Origin of the sequence: Amycolatopsis sp. NPDC051106 (assembly GCF_040682775.1) — a bacterium.
Lineage (GTDB): Bacteria > Actinomycetota > Actinomycetes > Mycobacteriales > Pseudonocardiaceae > Amycolatopsis.
The window spans coordinates 11,527-35,649 of record NZ_JBFBBQ010000091.1 but is presented as its reverse complement, the minus strand read 5'-3'; the positions used below and the strand labels follow the sequence as shown (position 1 = coordinate 35,649).

Genomic DNA, 24,123 nt, shown 5'->3' with positions numbered 1-24,123 from the left:
TGTGGCCTTGGTTGCGTCAGACGCACCGAAGGCCGCCTTGGGTGCGTCTGACGCACCGAAGGCCACATTGGGGCGCTCCGGTGCCTGCTCCAGGATCACGTGGGCGTTGGTGCCGCTCACGCCGAACGAGGACACGCCGGCGCGGCGCACGCGGTCGTCGTGCGGCCACGGCACGGGCTCGGACAGCAGCCGGACCGCACCGCCGGACCAGTCCACATGGGACGAGGGCACCTCGGCGTGCAGCGTTTGCGGGAGCAAGCCGTGACGCAGGGCCAGCACCATCTTCATGACCCCGGCCACGCCGGCCGCCGCCTGCGTGTGGCCGACATTGGACTTGATCGAACCCAGCCACAGCGGCCGGTCGCGGTCCTGGCCGTAGGTGGCGATGAGCGCCTGGGCCTCGATCGGGTCACCCAGCGACGTCCCGGTGCCGTGCGCTTCCACGGCGTCCACATCGGACGGCCGCAGGCCCGCACTCGCCAGTGCCGCCCGGATCACCCGTTGCTGCGACGGACCGTTCGGGGCGGTCAGGCCGTTCGACGCGCCGTCGGAGTTCACCGCGCTGCCGCGCACGACCGCGAGCACCGGGTGCCCGTTGCGCCGCGCGTCGGAAAGCCGTTCGAGGACGAGCATTCCCGAGCCTTCGCCCCAGCCGGTGCCGTCCGCGTCGTCGGAGAAGGCGCGGCAGCGGCCGTCCGGCGAGAGGCCTCGTTGCCGGCTGAACTCGACGAACGAGCCGGGCGTCGACAGCACGGTGACCCCGCCGGCGAGCACGAGGGAGCACTCCCCCGCGCGCAGGGCCTGGATCGCCCAGTGCAGCGCGACCAGCGACGACGAGCACGCGGTGTCCACGGTGACGGCCGGGCCTTCGAGCCCGAGCGCGTAGGAGATCCGGCCCGACAGCACGGACGCGGCGTTGCCGGTCCCGAGGTAGCCTTCGGCGCTCTTCGGCGACAGCGCGAGCAGCGCCGGGTAGTCCTGGCCGTTGGTGCCGGCGAACACGCCGACGGGCTGACCGCGCAGCGACTCCGGGTCGATGCCCGCGCGTTCGAGGGCTTCCCAGGAGGTCTCGAGCAGCAGCCGCTGCTGCGGGTCCATGGCGAGGGCTTCCCGGGGCGAGATCCCGAAGAAGGCGGGGTCGAACAACGCGGCGTCGTCGAGGAAACCGCCTTCGCGGGCGTACGACGTGCCTTCGCTGTCGGGGTCCGGGTCGTAGAGCGCGTCGAGGTCCCAGCCGCGGTCGGCCGGGAAGCCGCCGATCGCGTCACGGCCTTCGGCGAGCAACGTCCACAGCTCGTCCGGGGTGTGGACGCCGCCGGGGAACCGGCAGGCCATCGACACGATCGCGATCGGTTCGTCGTCGGTCCGGGCGGCGACGGCCACCGGTGCCGCCGTCCCCGCGTCGCCGGCCAGGTGCGCGGCCAGGGCGTTCGGGGTGGCGTAGTCGTAGATCAGCGTCGCGGGCAGCCGCTGTCCGGTGGCCGCGGCGAGCCGGTTGCGGAGTTCGACGGCGGTCAGCGAGTCGAAGCCGAGGTCCTTGAACGCCCGGTCCGGCGCCACGGCCGCCGCGTTCGCGTAGCCGAGCACGAGCGCCACCGCGGTGCGGACGACGTCGAGCACGTCGGCGGGCCGGTCCGCGGCGGGTTCGGCAGCAGGCTGGGCGCGCGGCGGGACGAGCCCGGCGAACACCGGCGGCAGGACCGGAGCGGCGCCGAGCACGGCGAAGTCGAACCGGATCGGCAGCACCGCGGGCTCTCCGGCGCGGCAGGCCGCGTCGAACAGCCGCAAGCCTTCCACAGTGGACAGCGGGATCATGCCGGTGGCACCCAGCCGACGGCGGTCGCGATCGGCGAGCGCGTCGGTCATGCCGCCGGACTGCTCCCAGAGCCCCCAGCCGAGCGCGAGCGCGGGCAAGCCGTGGTCGCGGCGGTGCCGGGCCAGCGCGTCGAGCCAGACGTTGGCCGCGGCGTAGTTCGCCTGCCCGGCCGGGCCGAGCGTGCCGGAGATCGACGAGAACACGACGAACGCGGTCAGCTCGGCGTCGGCGGTCAGCTCGTGCAGGTGGGTGACGGCGTCGATCTTGGGCCGCAGCACGGCGTCCAGGCGCTCGGGGGTCAGCGCGGACACGACGCCGTCGTCGAGGACGCCGGCCACGTGGACGACGCCGGTCAGCGGCCGGTCCGCCGGGATGCTCGCCAGCAGGGCCGCCAGCGCGTCGCGGTCGGCGGCGTCGCAGGCCGCGACGACGGGCTCGGCACCCAGCTCGACGAGGTCCGCGACCAGCTCGGCCGCGCCGTCGGCGTCCGGACCGCGCCGGCTGGCCAGGAGCAGGTGCCGGACGCCGTACCGGGTGGCCAGGTGGCGGGCGACGAGCGCGCCCAGCGCCCCGGTGCCGCCGGTGACGAGCACCGTCCCGTCCGGACCGAACGACGCGGACGGGCCCGCCTCGGACGAGGTCAGCTTGGCCAGGCGCGCGGCCCGGACCTCGCCCTCGCGCAGCAGGAACTGGGGTTCGCCGGTGGCGAGCGCGGCGGGAAGCAGCCGCGCGGACGCCGGGTCGTCGACGTCGGCGAGCACGAACCGGCCGGGGTTCTCGGCGGCCGCCGAGCGCAGCAGGCCCCACACCGGGGCCTGGGCGAGGTCCGTCACCCCTTCGGCGACGGCGGCGCCCTGAGTCAGCACCACCAGGGTGCGGCCGTCGAACCGGTCGTCGGCCAGCCAGGACCGCACGAGCCGCAGCGCACGACCAGCCGCCTCGCCGGGAGTGTCCTCTTCGGACCGGGAGCGGAACGGGGCGACGAGGACGTCGGGCAGCGCGCCCGCCTCCGCGACGCTGTCGAGATCGGGGTGGCAGGCCAGCGCGCCCAGCTCGGCGAACAGGGCGGCGCCGAGCTCGCGGTGGCCGGAGCCGAGCACGGCCCACGCCGCCGGGACCGGCTCCCCCGCCGGAACGGGCACCCAGTCGAGCTTGAGCAGCGAGTCCCGGGCGGCGCCGCCGACCGGCTTGGGCAGGTCGGGCCAGTAGGTTTCACGCTGGAAGGCGTACGTCGGCAGAGCCTGTGCCCGCGCGCCGGTGAACAGCTCGCCCCAGGCGACTCGCGCGCCGCGGACGTACACACTCGCGACGGCCGACAGGGCGGTCCGGACCTCGTCGCGGTCCTTGCGCAGCAGGGCGGCGACCGTCGTGCCGGGCAGGCACTCCTCGGTCATGGCGGCGAGGACGCCGTGCGGGCCCAGCTCGAGGAACCGGGTGGTCCCGGCGGCCGCGAGCGCCGCCACGGCGGCAGCGAACCGGACGGGCTCCCGGACCTGCCGCACCCAGTAGCCCGGGGTGGTCAGTTCGTCGGTCACCGGCGCCCCGGTCACCGTCGAGACGATCGGCAGCCGCGGCCGGGCGTAGGTGATCCGCTCGGCGACCCGGGCGAACTCCGCCAGCATCGGGTCCATCAGCGGCGAGTGGAAGGCGTGGGACACGGTGAGTCGCCGGGTCCGGCGGCCGAGGGCGGCGAAGTGCCGCTCGATCGCTCCCGCGGCCGCTGCTTCACCGGACACGACGACGGAGTCCGGGCCGTTGACCGCGGCGAGGGAGACGGCGCCGGTGAGCAGCGGCGTCACCTCGTTCTCGGTGGCCTGGAGGGCGACCATCGCGCCCCCGCGCGGCAGCGCCTGCATCAGCCGTCCGCGTGCCGCGACCAGCTCGGCGGCGTCGGCGAGGGAGAACACGCCCGCGACGTGCGCCGCCGCCAGCTCGCCGATGGAGTGCCCGGCGAGGTGGTCCGGCGTCACGCCCCAGGACTCCAGCAGGCGGAACAACGCGACCTCGACCGCGAACAGCGCGGGCTGGGTGTACGCGGTCTCGTCGAGGTCGTCGCCGGACAAGACCACGGTCTTGAGTGGACGGTCGAGGTGCCGGTCGAACGCCGCGCAGATCTCGTCGAACGCGGTGGCGTAGACCGGGAACCGGTCGTGGAGTTCGCGGCCCATGCCGGCGCGTTGCGCGCCCTGGCCGGTGAACAGGAACGCGGTCAGCCCTTCGGCGACCGCGCCGCGGACCAGGCCCGGCACGTCGTCGCCCTTCGCGAGTGCGCGCACGCCGTCGGCCAGTTCGGCCGCGTCGCCGACCAGCACGGCCCGGTGCTCGAAGGCCGAGCGGGTGGTGGCGAGCGCCAGCCCGATCCCGGCGGGATCGCCTTCGACACCGGCGAGCCGGGCGGCCTGGGCGCGAAGCGCGGCTTCCGACCGTCCGGAAAGGACCCACGGAACGACGTCGGGCGCGGTTTCTGCTTCTGGCGAGGGCTCTTCGGCCGGGGGTGCGGCCAAGAGGACGTGGGCGTTGGTGCCGCTGACGCCGAACGCCGAGACACCGGCGCGCCGCACCCGCCCGTCCTCCGGCCACGGAACCGGCTCGGTCAGCACGCGGACGTCGCCGGCCGTCCAGTCCACTCGCGACGTCGGCTGCTCGACGTGCAGGGTCTTCGGCAGGACACCGTTGCGCAGCGCGAGGGCCATCTTGATGACCCCGGCGACGCCGGCGGCGGCCTGGGTGTGCCCGAGGTTCGACTTGATCGAGCCGAGCCACAGCGGCCGGCCCGCGGGCCGGTGCTCGCCGTAGGTGGACAGGAGGGCCTGCGCCTCGATCGGGTCGCCCAGCGACGTGCCGGTGCCGTGCGCCTCGACGGCGTCCACATCGGACGGTGACAGGCCCGCGTCGGCGAGCGCGGCGCGGATGACCCGTTGCTGCGAGGGGCCGTTGGGGGCGGTGAGCCCGTTCGACGCACCGTCGGAGTTGATCGCCGAACCCGCGACGATCGCGAGCACGGGATGCCCGTTGCGCCGGGCGTCGGACAGCCGTTCCAGCAGCACGACGCCGGCGCCCTCGCCCCAGCCCGTGCCGTCCGCGCCGTCGGCGAACGCCTTGCAGCGGCCGTCCGCGGCCAGGCCCTGCTGCCGGCTGAAGCCGATGAACGCGCCGGGCGTCGTCATGACCGTGACGCCGCCGGCGAGCGCGAGGTCGCACTCCCCCTCGCGCAGCGCGTGCGCCGCCCAGTGCAGCGCGACCAGCGAGGACGAGCACGCCGTGTCGACCGTGACGGCCGGGCCCTCCAGGCCGAGCGCGTAGGAGATCCGTCCGGAAAGGACACTGGCCGCGTTGCCGGTGCTTTCGTAGCCGTCGCCGACGCCGGGGACGAGGCTGAGCAGCCCCGGGTAGTCCTGGCCGTTGGTCCCGGCGAACACGCCGACCGGCTCGCCGCGCAGCGACAGCGGGTCGATCCCGGCGCGTTCCAGGGCTTCCCACGACGTTTCGAGCAGGAGCCGCTGCTGCGGGTCCATCGCCAGGGCCTCGCGGGGCGAGATGCCGAAGAAGCCCGCGTCGAACGCGCCCGCGTCGCGGACGAACCCGCCCTGGCTGACGTAGCTCGTGCCCGGGTGGTCCGGGTCGGGGTGGTAGACCGCGTCGAGGTCCCAGCCGCGGTCGTCCGGGAAGTCCGTCAGCGTGTCGGTGCCGGTTTCGAGCACTCGCCAGAGGTCCTCGGGCGTCTCGACGCCGCCGGGGAACCGGCAGGCCATCGCCACGATCGCGATCGGCTCAGGGGTGGCGGATTCGGCCTCCCGCAGCCGTTCCCGGGTCTCGTGCAGGTCGGCGGTGACCTTGCGCAGGTACCCGAGCAGCTTCTCCTCGTTCACGTCGCACCCCGCCCGCCGGCGACCTCGCGCGTCACGCGAGTCCCAGCTCGTTGTCGATGAAGTCGAAGATCTCGGTTTCGCTCGCCGTCTCGAGCTTTTGCCGGGTGTTCTCCGCCGGGCCCGTGCCCAGCCGGCTCAGCAGCGCCTGCAGCCGGGTGGTGATCCGGGTGCCGGCGAGCTGCTCGGCGGTCAGCGCGGCGAAGGCCGCTTCGATCCGGTCGAGCTCGGCTTCGGCCGCCGCGGCCGGGTCGGCCGGGCCGAGCTCGCGGCCGAGGTGCTGGGCCAGTGCCGCCGGGTTGGCGTAGTCGAACCCGAGCGTCGCGGGCAGGGAGAGGCCGGTGACGGCGGCGAGCCCGTTGCGCAGCTCGACCGCGGTGAGCGAGTCGAGGCCCAGTTCCTTGAACGCCAGTCCGGGATCCACTGTGGCCGGGCTCGCGTACCCGAGCACGGCGGCGACCTCGGCGCGCACCAGGTCGAGCAGTGCGCGTTCGCGCTCGGGCCCGGTCAGCGCGTCGAGCTTCGCCCGGAAGTCCGGCTCGGGCTTGACGACGGTCTCGAGCGCGCGGCGGGCCTCGGGCAGGTCGTCGAGGAGCCGCGCGGCCCGGACGGCGGTGAAGCCGGGGGCGAACTGCGCCCAGTCGACGTCGGCCACGGCGACGACGGTGTCGCTGCCGCTGAGGGCTTGGCCCAGGGCCGCGGTGGCGACGTCCGGGGCCAGCGGGCGGATGCCGCCGCGTTCGGAGCGGGTGCCGGTGCCGGCCGCCATGCCCGCGCCGGCCCACGGGCCCCACGCGATCGAGGTGGCGGGCAGCCCGAGGCCGGCCCGGTGCTCGGCGAGCGCGTCGAGCACGGCGTTCGCGGCGACGTAGTTGCCCTGCCCGGCCGCGCCGAGGGTGGCGGCCAGGGAGGAGAACAGCACGAAGGCGGACAGGTCGCGGTTGCGCGTCAGCTCGTCCAGGGTGATTGCGGAGTCTACTTTGGACTTCAGGACGGTCGCGAGCCGTTGCGGCGTCAGGGAGTCCAGGACGCCGTCGTCGAGGACGCCGGCGGCGTGCACGACGGCGTCGAGATCGGGCAGCGAGTCCAGCAGCTCGGCCGTGGCGGCGCGGTCGGCGAAGTCGCAGGCGGCGATCGTCACCTTGGCCCCCAGCGCGCTGAGCTCGGCTTCCAGTTCGGCGGCCCCGGGCGCGGCGGGCCCCCGCCGCCCGGCGAGCACGACGTGCGGCGCCCCGGTGCGCGCCAGCCACCGGGCGACCTCGGCGCCCAGCGCGCCGGTCCCGCCGGTGACCAGCACCGGGCCGGTCGGGGTCCAGGGCTCGGCGGGCGCCTCGTGCGGGGCGCGCACGAGCCGCCTGGCGAAGGTGCCGCCGAGGCGGATCGCGAGCTGGTCTTCGCCGCCGGCTCCGGTTCCGGCCAGGGCCGCGATGAGCCGGGTCAGCTCGGGTTCCCCGGGTTCGGCGGGCAGGTCGGCGAGGCCGCCCCACCGGTCCGGGTGCTCCAGCGCGGCCGTCCGCCCGAGGCCCCAGATCCCGGCGGACAGCGGCTGCGCGGGAGTTTCGGAGTCGACCGCAACGGCTCCGGTGGTGACGGCCCATAGAGGGGCGTCGAGGCCTGCGTCGCCGAGGGCCTGGAGGAGGGTGGTGCTGAGCGCCAGGCCGAGCGGCACGGACGGCTGGCCGGGGGTGGGGTGCACGGCCAGGCCGAGCAGCGAGAGGACGCCGGCGACCGGACCGAGGCCGAGCAGCTCAGCGGCGACAGCATCGCGGTCCGGCTCGCCCAGTGTCATCGGCACCGGCTCGGCCCCCGCCTCGAGGAGTGCCGGGAGCGCCGCCTTCACCAGCGGTTCGTCTTCGCACCCGGCCGGGACCACGACGAGCCAGCGACCGGACAACGCCGCCCGCGGCCGGTCCGCGATCGAACTCCACGACACCCGGTAGTGCTTGCTGCCGACCGGCGAGGTCACCGGGATCAGCGGCTCGGGCCAGAACACCTGCCGCTCGAAGGGGTACGCCGGCAGTGCGACCTGCCGCACGCCCGCCGAAAGTGGCGCCCAGTCCACCGCGGGGCCACTGACGTGCAGGGACGCCAGCGCCAGCATCGCCGTCGCCGGCTCCGGGCGGTCCTTGCGCAACATCGGGACCGCACCTTCGGCCAGCGCCGACAACGTGCCGTCCGGGCCCAGCTCCACCAGCCGGGTGACGCCGGCCTCGCGCAGCGTCTCGACCGCCGCGGCGAACCGCACCGGCTCGCGCACCTGCCGGACCCAGTACTCCGGGTCCGTGAAGTCGGCGTCCGCGGTCACCGTGGACACGATCGGGATGCGCGGCCCGGCATAGCCGATCCCGCGCGCCACCTCGGCGAACTCCTCCAGCATCGCGTCCATATGAGCCGAGTGAAACGCATGCGAGACCCGCAAATCCCTAGACTTCACCCCGCGCGTGGTCAGCTCGGCGGCGATCTCGGCGAGGGCCGCCGGGTCGCCGGACAGCACGGTCGACCGCGGCCCGTTCACCGCGGCCAGGTCCGCGCGCCCCGCCGCGACCTCGAGGACGTCCTGCTCGGCGGCCTGCACGGCGAGCATCGCGCCCCCGGGCAGCGCCTGCATCAGGCTCGCCCGCGCGGCGACCAGCTTGCCCGCGTCCGCCAGCGAGAACACCCCGGCGACGTGCGCCGCGGCCAGCTCGCCGATCGAATGCCCGGCCAGGTGGTCCGGCCGGACGCCCCACGACTCCAGCAGGCGGAACTGCGCGACCTCGAGCGCGAACAGCGCGGGCTGGGTGTACCCCGTCCGGTCGAGCGCCGCGGCGTCGCCGAACACGACGTCCCGCAGCGGCCGCTCCAGCTCGGGGTCGAGCACCGCGCACACCGCGTCGAACGCGTCCGCGAACACGGGGAACCGCGCGTACAGCCCGGCCCCCATCCCGGCACGCTGCGAGCCCTGGCCGGCGAACAGCAGCCCGGTCGCCCCGTCGCCGGCCCGCCCGGTGACGACGCCCGCGGTCCGGGTGCCCGCGGCGACCGCGGCCAGCCCGGCGAGCAGGTCGGCGCGCTCACTGCCCGTCACGACGGCCCGGTGGCCGAACACGGCCCGCGCCGCCAGCGACCGGCCGACGTCGGCGAGACCGGCGTCCGAGCCTTCGACGAACTCCGCGAGCCGCCGCGCCTGCGTACGCAGCACCACCTCCGACCGGCCCGACAGCGGCCAGACGACGACGTCGGGAGCCGGCCCGTCAACCGCCTCCGCGGCGGGCGGCTGCTCGAGGATGACGTGGGCGTTCGTCCCGCTGAAGCCGAACGACGACACGCCCGCCCGGCGCGGCCGCTCCGAGCGCGGCCACGGCTGCGTCTCGGTCAGCAGCGCCACCGCGCCGCTGTCCCAGTCGATGTGCCGCGACGGCCGGTCCGCGTGCAGGGTCTTCGGCAGGACGCCGTGCTCCAGCGCGAGAACCATCTTGATGACGCCGGCGATCCCGGCGGCCGCCTGCGTGTGGCCGATGTTGGACTTCAGCGACCCCAGCCACAACGGCTGCGCGCGGTCGCGGCCGTACGTCGCCAGCAGCGCCTGGGCCTCGATCGGGTCGCCCAGCTCGGTGCCGGTGCCGTGCGCCTCGACGGCGTCCACCTCGGACGGTGCCAGGCCCGCGTTCGCCAGCGCCGCCCGGATCACCCGTTGCTGCGAAGGACCGTTCGGGGCGGTGAGGCCGTTGGACGCGCCGTCCTGGTTCATCGCCGAGCCGCGCAGCACCGCGAGCACCGGGTGCCCGAGCCGGCGCGCGTCCGACAGCCGCTCGACCAGCACGACGCCGGCGCCTTCGCCCCAGCCCGTGCCGTCCGCCTCGTCGGCGAAGGCCTTGCACCGGCCGTCCGCCGCGAGCCCGCCCTGGCGGGAGAACTCGACGAACGCGCCGGGCGTCGCCATCACCGTCACGCCGCCGGCCAGCGCCATCGCGCACTCGCCCGAGCGCACCGACTGCGCGGCCAGGTGCAGTGCCACCAGCGACGCCGAGCACGCCGTGTCCACGGTCACCGCCGGGCCGCCGAGGCCCAGCACGTACGACACCCGGCCCGAGACGACCGAAGCCGCGTTCCCGGTGCCGACGAACCCGCCGAAGTCCTCGCCCGAGCCCGCGAGCACCGCCGGATAGTCCTGCCCGTTGGTGCCGAGGAAGACACCGATGTCCGGACCACCCGAAGGGTCGACCCCGGCGCGTTCCAGGGTCTCCCACGCCGTTTCCAGGACGAGCCGCTGCTGCGGGTCCATCGCGAGGGCCTCCCGCGGCGAGATGCCGAAGAAGGCCGGATCGAACTCCGTGACGCCGTCGACGAACGCGCCGCCGCCCGTGACGACCCCGGCGGCCATGAGGCCGGCGATGTCCCAGTGGCGGTCAGCGGGGAAGCCCGAAACCGCGTCACCGCCGGAAAGCAGCAGCTCCCACAGGTCCTCCGGGGTGCGCACGCCGCCCGGGAACCGGCAGCCCATCGCCACGACGACGATCGGGTCCTCGGTGGACACCGCCGCCCGCTCGGCGACCGGCGCCTCGCTCGACGTGCCCGCCAGGTGCCGGGCCAGGTGGGCGGCGGTCGGGTAGTCGTAGATCAGCGTCGCGGGCAGCTCGGTCCCGGTGGCCAGGCCGAGCCGGTTGCGCAGTTCGACGGCGGTCAGCGAATCGAACCCGAGGTCGGCGAACGACTTGTCCGCGGCGACCTCCTCGGTGTACCCGAGCACCGCCGCGACCTGGCGGCGCACCAGCGTCAGCAGGTCCGCTTCGGAGAGTCCGGACAGTTCCACCGGCGGGGTTCCGGCGGCCGCTTCGGGCAGTTCGGTCAGCAGGCGGCTCGGTCGCACAGCGGTGAGTGCCGGACCGTACACCCGCCAGTCGACGTCGGCGAGCGCGACCGCGACGTCGCCGGAGCCCAGTGCCCGGTCCAGCGCTGACAGGGCGAGTTCAGGGGTCAGCGGTGCGAGACCGCCGCGCCGCAGCCGGTCGCGGACGGCTTCGTCGGCGGCCATCCCGGCGTCGGCCCACGGGCCCCAGGCCAGCGAGGTCGCCGGAAGGCCACGCGCACGCCGGTGCGCGGCGAGCGCGTCGAGGTAAGCGTTCGCCGCCGCGTAGTTGCCCTGCCCGGCCGAGCCGACGGTGCCCGCCAGCGACGAGAACAGCACGAACGCCGAAAGTTCGCGATCGGCGGTGGCCTCGTGCAGCAGCCGGGCGGTGGTGGCCTTGGCGCGCAGCACGCGGTCGAGCTTTTCGGGGGTGAGGCCGTCCAGCACGCCGTCGTCGAGGACGCCCGCCGCGTGCACGACGACACTCAGGTCCGGCAGGGAGTCCACCAGCGCGGTGACCGCGTCCCGATCGGTGCAGTCGCAGGCCACCACGGTGATCTCGGGCGCGGCCGGTGCGGCCGCGGCCGGGCCACGACGGCTCGCCAGCACCACTCGCGACGCCCCGCGCGCGACCGCCCAGCTCGCGAGGTGGCTACCCAGCGCTCCGGTACCGCCCGTGATCAGCACCGTGCCGTCCACTGTCCACTCGGGACATTCGACGGACAGCGGTGCGCGCACGAGCCGCCGGCCGAAGACCCCGGCGGGCCGGATGGCGACCTCGTCTTCGGCGCCGTCGGCGAGCACTCCGCACAGCCGGTCGAGGCCACGGTCGTCGAGGCGCTCGGGCAGGTCGATCAGGCCGCCCCACCGGCGCGGATGCTCCACCGCGGCCGATCGGCCGAGGCCCCACACCTGCGCCTGCTCCGGGTGCGCGAGGGGGTCGGACCGGCCGGTCGAGACCGCGCCCCGGGTCGCGCACCACAGCGGCGCGGACCACCCCAGCGAGCCGAGGGCCTGCACCAGCGCGAGGGTGTCCTCCACGCCCAGCAACGAGAGGATTCCGGCAGGTTCGTCCTCTGACAGAGCGGCGACAGCCGTCACGTGCAGTACGTCCGCGCCCCGGTCGCGCAGCCCCGCGACGACGTCGTCGGCGCCTTCTGGCGCCACCACGAGCCAACGGCCGGACAGCCGGGTCGCGGTCGTCCCCGTCACCGGCCGCCAGTCGATCCGGTACCGCCAGTTGTCCACTGTGGACTCGTCGTGGTGACGACGCCGCCAGGACGCCAGCGCGGGCAGGACGTCGCTCAGCGGCGTCTCCGACGGGATGTCCAAGGTGGCGGCCAGCTCGTCGAGGTCCTGCCGCTCGACCACGGACCAGAAGCGGTCGGCGTCGACGTCCCCGACCGCGGTGGACTCCGGCGAGGTCAGCCAGAACCGTTCGCGCTGGAAGGCATACGTCGGCAGCTCGACGCGGCGAGCGCCGTCGAGCAGCGCGGTCCAGTCGGGCGCGCCACCCCGGACGTGCAGCTCGGCCAGCGCGGACAGCACCGATTCACGCTCGTCGCGCGACGCGCGCAGCATCGCCACGACGGGCACGCTCGCCATGCCGGTGAGGGTCCCGTCCGGGCCGACCTCGACGAACCGCGTCGCACCACGAGCCTCCAGGGCCGTCATGCGGTCGGCGAACCGGACCGGCTCGCGCACGTGGCGCACCCAGTACTCCGGGTCGGTCAGGTCGGCGGGCTCGCCGGTGACGATGGGGATCTTCGGCGCCGAGAAGGTCAGCCCGGACACGACCTGGCGGAACTCGGCCAGCATCGGCTCCATCAGCACCGAGTGGAAGGCGTGCGACACGGCGAGCCGCTTGGTCTTGCGACCGCGGGACGCCAGTTCGGCCGCGGCCGCGAGCACCGCGTCCTCGTCGCCGGACAGGACGACGGAGTCGGCCGCGTTGACGGCGGCGAGGTTCACGCGCTCGCCGAGCAACGGCGTGACCTCGTCCTCGGTGGCCTGCACGGCGACCATCGCGCCACCGGCCGGGAGAGCGGCCATCAACCGCGCCCGGGCGGCGACCAGCTCGCAGGCGTCGGCCAGCGTCAAGACTCCGGCGACGTGTGCCGCGGCCAGTTCACCGATGGAGTGCCCGGCGAGGAAGTCCGGCTTCACGCCCCAGGACTCCAGCAGCCGGAACAACGCGACCTCGACCGCGAACAGCGCGGGCTGCGTGTACCCGGTGTCGTCCAGGGACCCGCCCGAGATCACTTCGGCCAGCGGAATGCCGAAGCCCGCGCACACCTCGTCGAACGCCGAGGCGAACACCGGGAACGCGCGACGCAGGCCGGCGCCCATGCCGATCCGCTGGGAACCCTGGCCGGAGAAGAGGAACGCGGTCTTGCCGGCCTTGCCCGGCGCGACACCCTCCACCAGCGACGGTGCGGGCTCGCCGGCCGCCAGTGCGTCCAGTGCTGTCACGGCCTCGGAGACGTCGGCGGCCAGTACCACGGCGCGGTACTCGAACGCCGAACGTCCGGTGGCCAGGGACAGCGCGGTGTCGGCGAGCGGCAGGTCCGCGCGGCCGAGCAGGTGTTCGCGCAGCCGGACGGCCTGCTCGCGCAGGGCTTCGCCAGTCCGCGCGGACAACGCCAGGGGCACCGGTCCGCCGGGCGAAGAAGCCGGCGAGGCAGGCACCGCGTCGTAGCTTTCCAGGATCACGTGCGCGTTGGTCCCGCTGATGCCGAACGAAGAAACGCCGGCCCGGCGCGGAGTCTCCCCCGCCGGCCACGGAACGTTGTCGGTGAGCAGCTCGACGGACCCGGCCGACCAGTCGATGTGCGGCGACGGCTCGTCGACGTGCACGGTGCGCGGCAGCACCTCGTGGCGCAGCGACAGCACCATCTTGATCACGCCGGCGACGCCGGCGGCGGCCTGGGTGTGGCCGATGTTGGACTTCACCGAGCCGAGCCACAGCGGCCGGTCGCGGTCCTGGCCGTAGGTCGCCAGCAGCGCGTGCGCCTCGATCGGGTCGCCCAGCGTGGTGCCCGTGCCGTGCGCCTCCACGACGTCCACATCGGACGGCGTGAGCCCGCCGCTCGCCAGCGCGGCCCGGATGGCCTGCTGCTGCGCCGGTCCGTTGGGCGCGGTGAGGCCGTTCGACGCGCCGTCGGAGTTGACCGCGGACCCGCGGAGCACGGCCAGCACCGGGTGCCCGTTGGCCAGCGCGTCGGACAGCTTCTCGACCAGGACGAGCCCGACGCCCTCGGACCAGCCGGTGCCGTCGGCCGCGGCCGCGAACGGCTTGCACCGCCCGTCCGGGGCGAGCCCGCGCTGGCGGCTGAACTCGAGGAACATGCCCGGCGTCGACATCACGGTCACGCCGCCGACGAGCGCCAGCGAGCATTCGCCGCGCCGCAGCGCCTGGGCCGCCCAGTGCAACGCGACCAGCGAAGACGAGCAAGCGGTGTCCACGGTGACCGCCGGGCCCTTGAGCCCGAGCTGGTAGGCGACCCGGCCGGAGATCACCGCGGTCGAGTTGCCGGTGAGCAGGTACCCTTCGACGCCGTCCGGCAACGCGGTCAGGCCGGAGCCGTAGCCGGTGGACGTGCCACCGACGAAGACGCCCGCCTTCGTGCCGCGCAACGAAAGCGGGTCGATCCCGGCGCGCTCGACGGTCTCCCACGCCGTCTCGAGCAGCAGCCGTTGCTGTGGGTCGGTGGCCAGCGCCTCACGGGGGCTCATCCCGAAGAAGCCGGGGTCGAACTCCGCCGCGTCGTAGACGAACCCGCCCTCGCGGACGTAGCTGGTGCCCGCTTGCCCGGCGTCGCCGGAGTACAGCGACGCGGGCCAGCCGCGGTCGGCCGGGAAGCCGGACATGCCGTCGCCGCCGGCGGCCAGGAGCTGCCACAGCTGCTCGGGGGTGCGCACGCCGCCGGGGAACCGGCAGCCCATGCCGATCACCGCGACCGGCTCGGCGTCGGACTCCTCGACCTCGCGCAACCGCTGGTTCGCCGCCCTCAGGTCGGTGGTGACCTTCTTGAGGTAGTCGAGCAGCTTCTTCTCGTTGTCGGAGGTCACGCCCCGAACTCCTTGTCGATCAGGTCGAACAGCTCGTCGGCGGACGCGGCCGCGACTTCGTCGTCCGACTGCGGTTCTTCGGGGGTGGTGCCGGTCCACCAGGCGAGCAGGCTCTGCAGCCGTTCGGTGATCTCCTCGCGGCCCTCGTAGCCCTCGGGCAGCGAGGCGAGCGAACCGCGCAGGTCGTCGACCAGGCCGTTCGCCGACGGTGCCGGCGGCGCGATCGCTTCGAGCAGGTAGCCGGCCAGTTCGGCGACCGTCGGGTAGTCGAACACCAGCGTCGCGGGCAGCCGCTGCCCGGCGACCGCGCCGAGCCGGTTGCGCAGCTCGACCGCGGTGAGCGAGTCGAAGCCCAGTTCGCTGAACGCCTTGCCGGCGTCGATGTCCACTGTGGACGTGTGCCCGAGCACGGCGGCGACCTGGCCGGCCACCAGGTCCACCACCAGGTCCTCGCGGTCCGCGACCGGCGCCGCCGCCAGCCGCTCGGCCAGGCCGGCCGGCTCGGCCTTCGTCGCGGCCGCGACCGCCCGCCGTGCCGGAGCGGTGACGAACCCCCGGAACAGCGGAGCGCCCGAGGACGCCAGCGCGACCGGGTCGACCCGCATCGGCACCACGGCCGCCTCGCCGGAGGCCACGCCCGCGTCGAGCAGGGCCAAGCCGAGTTCGGCGGACAGCGGCAGCAGCCCGGCGCGGGCCATCCGGCCCAGGTCCGTCTCGGTCAGCCCGCTGGTCATGCCGGCGGCGGCCGACCACGGGCCCCACGCCAAGGCCACCGCGGGCAGCCCGAGGGCGTGCCGGTGGGTGGCGAAGGCGTCCACGAAGGCGTTCGCGGCCGCGTAGTTCGCCTGTCCCGCGCCGCCGAACAGGCCGGCGGCGCCGGAGAACAGCACGAACGCGGTGAGGTCGGCGTGGCGGGTCAGCTCGTCGAGGTGCACCGCGGCGTCGACCTTGGGCCGCAGCACCTTGTCCAGCCGGGCCGCGTCCAGCGAGCCGACGACGCCGTCGTCGAGCACCCCGGCGGTGTGCATGACCGCCCGCAGCGGGTGGTCGCCGGGGATGCCGGCGAGCAGTCCGGCCAGGGCGTCGCGGTCGGCCGCGTCGCACGCCGCGACGGTGACGGTCGCGCCCAGGCCGGTCAGCTCGTCCCGCAGCTCGGCTGCCCCGTCGGCCGCGAGGCCGCGGCGGCTGGTGAGCAGCAGGTGCCGCGCGCCGTGCTCGGTGACGAGGTGCCGGGCGAGCAGCCCGCCGAGGCCGCCCGTGCCGCCGGTGATCAGGACCGTGCCCTCGGGGTCGAGCGGCGCGGGCACGGTCAGCACGACCTTGCCGACGTGCTTGGCCTGCTGGAGGTGCTTGAACGCCGCGGGGGCGCGGTGGACCTCCCAGGCCGTGACCGGGATCGGCCGCAGCACACCCCGGCCGAGCAGGCCGAGGATCTCCTGCAGCATCTCGGCGATGCGGTCGGGCCCGGCCTCGATGAGGTCGAACGCCTGGTAGGCGACGCCCGGGTGGACCGCGGCGACGTCGGCGGGGAGCCGGACGTCGGTCTTGCCCATCTCCAGGAACCGGCCGCCGCGCGGCAGCAGCCGCAGCGACGCGTCCACGAACTCCCCGGCGAGGGAATCGAGGACGACGTCGACGCCCCGGCCGCCGGTGGCCGCGAGGAACCGCTCCTCGAAGTCCAGGGTCCGGGACGAGGCGATCCGGTCGTCGGCGAGGCCGTGTTCGCGCAGCGCGCCCCACTTGCCGGCGCCCGCGGTGCCGTACACGTCGGCGCCGAGGTGCTTCGCGAGCTGGACCGCGGCCATGCCGACGCCGCCGGCGGCCGCGTGGACGAGCACGGTCTCCCCCGCTTGCACGCGGCCGAGGTCGACCAGCGCGTAGTAGGCGGTGAGGAACACGATCGGCACGGACGCCGCCTCGGCGAACGACCAGCCGTCCGGGACGCGGGCGACGAGCCGCTGGTCGGCGACCGCGACCGGCCCGAACGCGCCGGGGAACATGCCGAGCACCCGGTCGCCGACGGCGAGCCCGGTGACCCCGGGGCCGACTTCGGTGACCACGCCCGCGCCTTCGAGGCCCATCGCGCCGGCCTCGCCGGGGTACATGCCGAGGGCGTTGAGGACGTCGCGGAAGTTCACGCCCGCCGCGCGGACGGCGATCCGCACGTGGCCGTCCGCCAGTGGGGCGGCCACCTCCGGGCACGGCAGCAGGGTGAGGTTTTCCAAGGTGCCCTTGTCGACGATGTCGAGCCGCCAGTGCCCGTCCTTCGGCGCGCTGAGCACACCGCCAGCCGCTTCGGCGCGCACCAGCCGGGCCGCGTGCGGTTCACCGTCGCGAAGGGACAGTTGGGGCTCGCCGGTGGCCAGTGCGGCCGGGACCGCGCCGTAGGACGCTTCCTTGCCGTCGACGTCGACCAGCAGGAACCGCGCCGGGTTCTCGGCCTGGGCCGAGCGGACCAGGCCCCAGACGCCGGCGTTGGCCAGGTCGGTCACCTCGCCGCGGTGGGCCACCGCGCCGGAGGTGACGAACACCAGCTTCGCGCCTTCCAAGGCGTCTTCGGCCAGCCAGCGCTGCACGGTGTCCAAGGCCAGTCCGGTGGCCGCCCGGACCGAGCCCGGGAGGTCCGCCGTCCGGCCGGTGGGAGCGAGCGGCGCGAAGACGACCTCGGGAGGTGTGGCGCCGCCGGTGATCGCGGCCACCAGCGCGTCGATGTCCCCATAGGACGCGAGCGGGCCGGACGTGCCGAGCTGGACGCCGAGCTTGTGCTGGTCCGGGCCGAGCACGGCCCACGACCCGGTGTCCGGTTCGGACCCGGTCTCCAGGGGGACCCAGTCCACCTGGAACAGCGAGTCGCGCAGCCCGCTGGGCTCGGTCGACAGCTGGTCCGCCGAGACCTGGCGCATGGCGAGGGAGTCCACGGTGGCGACCGGGTTCCCCGCGGCGTCGGCGATCGTCAGCGCCAGGGCGTCCGGTCCGGCCAGACCGAGCTTGACGCGCAGCGCGTCGGCGCCGGACGCGTGCAGCGTGACACCCGCCCAGGAGAACGGGAGCCTGCTCTGCCCGGACCCCGCCAAGGGCAGGTAGAGCAGGGCCTGCAGCGCGGCGTCGAGCAGGGCCGGGTGCAGTCCGAAGCGACGCGCGTCGGCGCGGGCCGATTCGGGCAGCGCGATCTCGGCATAGACGTCGTCGCCGGACCGCCAGGCGGCGGTCAGGCCGCGGAAGGCGTCCCCGTAGGCGAACCCGCCCGCCGCGTACGTGTCGTAGAAGTCTTCCACGGCAAGGGGTTCCGCCTTCGCGGGCGGCCACTCGGACAGGGTTTCGCCGGGATCGCCCGCTTCGACGGCGAGCAGGCCGGTGGCGTGCAGGACCCACTCCTCGGTGCCCTCGATCCGCGAGTGCGCGGTGAAGGCGCGCGTCCCGTCCTCGGCGGGCGTCCCGACCGAGCACTGCAGCTGGACGCCGCCGCGGGCGGGCAGCACCAGCGGCGCGGCCAGCGTCAGCTCCTCCACGCGGGCGCAGCCGGCCTGGTCCGCGGCACGGACGGCCAGCTCCAGGAACGCGGTGCCCGGCAGCAGCACCTGGCCCATGACCTCGTGCCCGGCCAGCCACGGGTGCGTGGACAGCGCGAGCCGGCTGGTGAACAGGAGCTCGTCGGCCCCGGCCACGGAGACCGACGCGCCCAGGAGCGGGTGGTCGACCGCGGTGAGCCCGGCGGCGGCGACGTCGCCCAGCGGCATGCCGGACAGGTGCGGCCAGAAGCGCTGGTACTGGAACGCATACGTCGGCAGATCCACGCGGCGCGCGCCGGTTCCGGCGAACACCGCCGTCCAGTCGGGACTCTGCCCGTGGACGTGCAGCTCGCCGACGGCGGCCAGCACGCTGATCCGTTCGTCCCGGCCCTTGCGCAGAGTCGGGATCGCCACGGCGGCTTCGACCATCGGCGTGAGGACGGCGTCCGGCCCGATTTCGACGAACCGGTTGACACCCAGGCCCTGCAGGGTCGTGACGGCGTCGGCGAACCGCACGGCCGCGCGCACCTGGCCGACCCAGTACTCCGGCGTGCGAACGGACGCGATCGCACCGGTCACCGTGGACACGATCGGCAGGCTCGGCTCGGTGAAGGTGACCTGCTCGGCCACCTTCGCGAACTCGCCCAGCATCGGATCCATCGACGGCGAGTGGAACGCGTGCGACACCGTGAGCCGCTTGGTCTTGCGGCCCAGTGCGGTGAAGTGCTGCTCGATCCCGTCGAGGTCGTCGCCGGAGACCACGATCGACATCGGCCCATTGATCGCGGCGATGCTCACCGTGTCCGTGAGCAGCGGCGTGACCTCGTCCTCGGTGGCCGACACCGCCAGCATCCCGCCACCACGCGGCAAACCCTGCATCAGCCGGCCGCGCGCGGCGACCAGCCGGCACGCGTCGGCGAGGGAGAACACGCCGGCGACGTGCGCGGCGGCCAGTTCGCCGATCGAGTGCCCGGCCAGGTACTCGGGGTGCACGCCCCAGGACTCCAGCAGGCGGAACAGCGCCACCTCGACCGCGAACAGCGCGGGCTGGGTGTAGCCGGTCTCGTTCAGCAGGTCCTCGTCCCCGAAGACGACGTCGGCCAGCGGCCGGTCCAGCTCGGTGTCGAAGTGCGCGCACACCGCGTCGAACGCCTCGGCGTACACCGGGTGTTCGGCGTAGAGCTCGCGGCCCATGCCGAGCCGCTGCGCGCCCTGCCCGGTGAAGAGGAAGCCGATCCGGCCCTCGCCGGTCACGCCCCTGGTCACCGTCGGCCCGTCGAGATCACGCAGCCCCTGCAGCAGTTCCTCGGGCTCGCTGCCGACGAGCACCGCGCGGTGCTCGAACGCCGAGCGGCCGGTGGCGAGCGACCAGCCGACGTCGGCCGGGCGTTCCCCGGCGGCGCTCTCGGCCAGCTGGGCGGCCTGCGCCCGGAGCGCGGCTTCGGACCGTCCGGACAGGACCCACGCCACCGGGCCGGAGCGCGTCGGCTCGACGCGGGCGGTCTCCTCGGCCGGGGCCTGCTCGACGATCACGTGGGCGTTGGTGCCGCTCACGCCGAACGACGAGATCCCGGCCCGGCGCGGGTGCCCGCCGGGCGACCACTCGACGGCGTCGGACAGCAGCCGCACGTCACCCGTGCTCCAGTCCACATGGGACGACGGAGTATCGGCGTGCAGCGTCTTCGGCAGCAGGTCGTGGCCGAGGGCCAGGACCATCTTCATGATCCCGGCCGCGCCGGCGGCGGCCTGCGTGTGCCCGATGTTGGACTTGACCGAGCCGAGCCACAGCGGCCGGTCGCGGTCCTGCCCGTAGGTGGCCAGGACGGCCTGCGCCTCGATCGGGTCGCCCAGCACCGTGCCGGTGCCGTGCGCTTCGACGGCGTCCACTTCGGACGGCATCAACCGCGCGTCGGCCAGCGCCGCGCGGATCACCCGCTGCTGCGACGGTCCGTTCGGAGCGGTCAGGCCGTTCGACGCGCCGTCCTGGTTGACCGCACTTCCGCGGACCAGCGCGAGCACCGGGTGCCCGTTGCGGCGCGCGTCGGACAGCCTTTCCAGGAGCACCATCCCGGCGCCCTCGCCCCAGCCGGTGCCGTCGGCGTCGTCGGAGAACGCCTTGCAGCGGCCGTCGAGCGCGAGGCCGCGCTGACGGCTGAACTGGATGAACCCGGACGGGGTCGACATGATCGTCACACCGCCGGCCAGGGCCAGCGAGCACTCGCCCGACCGCAGCGCCCGCGTGGCCAGGTGCACCGCGACCAGCGAAGACGAGCAGGCGGTGTCGACCGTGACGGCCGGGCCTTCCAGGCCGAGCGCGTAGGAGATCCGGCCGGACACCACCGATCCCGCGTTGCCGGTCATCGTGTAGCCCTCGACCCCCTCGTCGTCGCCGAGCGCGAGCAGCGGGGTGTAGTCCTGCCCGTTGGAGCCGGCGAAGACGCCGACCGGGCCGCCGCGCAACGACGTCGCGTCGATCCCGGCGCGTTCGATGGCTTCCCACGCGGTCTCGAGCAGCAGGCGCTGCTGCGGGTCCATCGCCAGTGCTTCGCGCGGGTTGATGCCGAAGAACGCGGCGTCGAACCGGCTGGCGCCGTCGAGGAAACCGCCGCGGCGGGTGTAGGACGTGCCCTGGTGGTCGGGGTCCGGGTCGTAGAGCGCGTCGAGGTCCCAGCCGCGGTCGTCGGGGAAGTCGGTGATCGCGTCCGCGCCGCCGGAAAGCAGCGCCCACAGGTCTTCCGGCGAACGCACGCCGCCGGGGAACCGGCACGCCATCGAGACGATGGCGATGGGGTCGTCCTCGACGCCCGCCGGGGTGACGTCCACCGTGGACGTGACCTCGGCCGGGCCGCCCAGCTCGCCCCTCAGGTGCGTGACCAGGGCGGTCGTGGTCGGGTAGTCGAAGATCAGCGTCGCGGGCAGCTTGAGGCCGGTGGCGGCGCTGAGCCGGTTGCGGAGGTCGACCGCGGTCAGCGAGTCGAACCCGAGGTCGGTGAACGCGCGGTTCGGCTCGACGTCGCCCGGTCCGGCGTAGCCGAGCACCCCGGCGACCTGGGTCCGGACGAACTCCAGCACGTCACGCTCGCTCAGCCCGACGCCCTGGGTCTTCTCCCCCGCGGCTTCGATCGCTTGCCGCGCCTCGGGAATGCCGAGCAGCAGCGGGCTCGGCCGGACGGCGGTGAACGACGGCACGTACCGCGCCCAGTCGACGCCCGCCACGGTCAGCGTGGTCTCGCCGTGGTCGAGGGCCTGCTGCAGCGCCGAAATCGCCAGCTCCGGGTCGAGTGCGTGGATGCCACCCAGGCGCTGCCGTTCGGCGACGGCGGCGGCGTCGGCCATCCCGGTGTCGGCCCACGGGCCCCAGGAGATCGACGTCGCGGCCAGGCCGAGCGAGCGCCGGTGTTCGGCGAGCGCGTCGAGGTAGGCGTTGGCGGCGGCGTAGTTGCCCTGGCCAGGCCCGCCCCAGACCCCGGCCGTCGACGCGAAGGAGACGAACGCCGACAGGCCGAGGTCCTTGGTCAGCTCGTGCAGGTGGAACGCGGCCAGGGCCTTGGGCTTGAGCACCGCGGCCAGCCGGTCCGGGGTGAGGGCCGACAGCACACCGTCGTCGAGCACACCGGCGGCGTGGATGACGGCGGACGGCGGGTACTCGGCCACCACGGCGGCCAAGGCGTCGCGGTCGGAGACGTCGCAGGCCACGACGGTCGCCTCGGCACCGAGCGCGGCGAGTTCTTCGCACAGCTCGGCCGCGCCCGGGGCGTCCGCGCCACGGCGGCTGGTCAGCACCAGCCGCTCGGCTCCGCGACCGGCGAGCCAGCGGGCGACCTTCGCGCCCAAGCCGCCGGTACCGCCGGTGACCAGCACGGTTCCTTCCGGCGTCCAGGTGCGGTCCGGGGTCGCCGAACCGAGCGGAGACCGCAGGAGCCGGCGGGCGAAGACCCCGGACGCGCGGACGGCGACCTGGTCTTCGTCCCCGGTGAGCGCGGCGGCCACGCGGGCGAACGCGCGCTCGTCGAGGTCCGCGGGCAGGTCGAGCAGGCCACCCCAGCGGGCGGGGTGCTCGAGCGCGGCGACGCGGCCGAGGCCCCACACCGGCGCCTGGGCCGGGTTGCGCAGCGCGTCGGCCTTGCCGGTCGACACGGCGCCCCGAGTGAACGTCCACAAGGGAGCGTCCAGGTCGTTGAGGGCTTGGATCAGGGTGAGCGTGTCGACGAGCCCGCGATAGGACTCGTCGGTGCCCAGGAGGGACAGGATCCCCGCCGGTTGGACGTCCCCGATCCGCTCGGCCAGCGTGGCGCGGTCGACGCCGACCTCGGCTTCGACGGTGACGACTTCCGCACCGAAGCGGTCCAGTGGCAACGGAGTCTCGTCGTCCGGCCGGCGCACGACGAGCCAGGTGCCCTGGAGGCGCGGCGAGGCCTCGACGGTGACCGGCTGCCAGCCGGCCCGGTACCGCCAGTTGTCCACTGTGGATTCTTCCCGGCGCTGCCTGCGGTAGGCCGCCAGGGCGGGGAGCAGGCCCTCGACGGCGGACTCGTCTAGGCCGAGCGTCTTCGCCAGATCGCCGGCGTTGTCGCGTTCGACAGCCGACCAGAACCCGGCGTCGGCGGCGTCCGAGGCCGCGGCGACGTCACCCGGGCCGGGCAGCGTCGGCCAGTACCGCGCGCGCTGGAACGGATAAGTCGGCAAATCCACAGTGGACCCACCGGCGAGGACCGGCGAGAAGTCCACTTCGGCCCCGCGCGCCCACAGCTCCCCGGCCGAAGTGAGGAAGCGGGCGAGGCCGCCCTCGTCGCGGCGCAGCGAGCCGGTGACGACGACGTCGTCGAGGGTCCCGGCGATCGCGGTGCCCAGCACGGGGTGCGCGCTGGACTCGACGAACACGCCGAAGCCCTGCTCGCCGAGCGCCACGGTGGCGGGCGCGAACAGCACGCGCTGCCGCAGGTTCCGGTACCAGTACGCGGCGGTCAGCTCGGTGGTGTCGAGCCAGTCGCCGGTGACGGTCGAGTAGAACGGGATCCGCGCCGTCGCCGGCGAGACCGGTGCGAGGACGTCGAGGAGCTCGGCCTCGATCGCTTCGACGTGCGCGGAGTGCGACGCGTAGTCGACCTGGACCTTGCGGGCCCGGACGCCGTCGGCGGCGCAGCGGGCCACCAGCGCGTCGACCTGGTCGGGGTCGCCGGAGACGGTCACCGCGGCGGTGCCGTTCAGCGCGGCCACGGACAGACCGGCATATTCGGTCAGCAGGAGTTCGGCGTCTTCGGCCGGGAGGGCCACCGACGCCATCGCGCCCCGGCCGGCCAGCGACGTCCGGATCACCTGGCTCCGCAGCGCGACGACGCGCGCGCCGTCTTCCAGCGAGAGGCCGCCGGAGACGCAGGCGGCGGCGATCTCGCCCTGGGAGTGCCCGATCACGGCCTCCGGCCGGACACCGAAGGACTCCCACAGCGCGGCGAGCGACACCATGACGGCCCAGCAGGCCGGCTGCACGACGTCGACCCGCTGCAGCATCTCGGCGTCACCGAGGACGTCGAGCAGTTGCCAGTCCACGAACGGTGCGAGCGCGGCGGCGCACTCGGCGAGCCGGTCGGCGAACACCGGCGCGGCTTCGGCGAGTTCGAGCGCCATCCCGACCCACTGCGAACCCTGGCCGGGGAAGACGAACACGGTCTTGCCGGGCGTCCCGGCGACCCCGCGCACGGCGAGTTCGCTGAGCCCGCCGAGCAGGGTGTCCCGGTCGGCGCCGACGACGACGGCCCGGTGCTCGAACGCCGACCGCGTGGTCCCCAGCGACCACGCGACGTCGTGGACGTCCTCCGTAGCCACCACCTCGGCCAGCCGCTCGGCCTGCTCGAGCAGCGCCTCCGCGGTCCGCCCGGACAGCAGCAGCGGCACCGGACCCGAGCGCCCCAATGTGGCGTTGGTTGCGTCAGACGCACCCAATGTGGCGTTCGGTGCGTCTGACGCACCGAACGCCACATTGGGTGCGTCTGACGCAACCAACGCCACATTGGGGCGCATGGGGCCGGTGATCGA

At 74.6% G+C, this 24,123-nt stretch carries 3 protein-coding genes; all 3 read right to left on the bottom strand.

Annotated features, from left to right (window positions below; all coding sequences use genetic code 11):
• The coding region (locus tag AB0M83_RS39985; RefSeq protein ID WP_364525621.1) for a type I polyketide synthase at positions 1–5,685 on the bottom strand (5,685 nt) is incomplete at its 3' end.
• Positions 5,686–5,716: 31 nt separating this feature from the next.
• Positions 5,717–14,581 carry a type I polyketide synthase gene (locus AB0M83_RS39980; RefSeq protein WP_364525619.1) on the bottom strand — a complete coding sequence of 2,955 codons (8,865 nt, stop codon included), beginning with the start codon at positions 14,579–14,581 and terminating at the stop codon, positions 5,717–5,719.
• Positions 14,578–23,982 (bottom strand): SDR family NAD(P)-dependent oxidoreductase, encoded by a 9,405-nt coding sequence (locus AB0M83_RS39975; protein WP_364525617.1) that lies wholly within the window; start codon positions 23,980–23,982, stop codon positions 14,578–14,580. The genes AB0M83_RS39980 and AB0M83_RS39975 overlap by 4 nt, the downstream gene beginning before the upstream one ends.
• Positions 23,983–24,123: the final 141 nt, after the last annotated feature.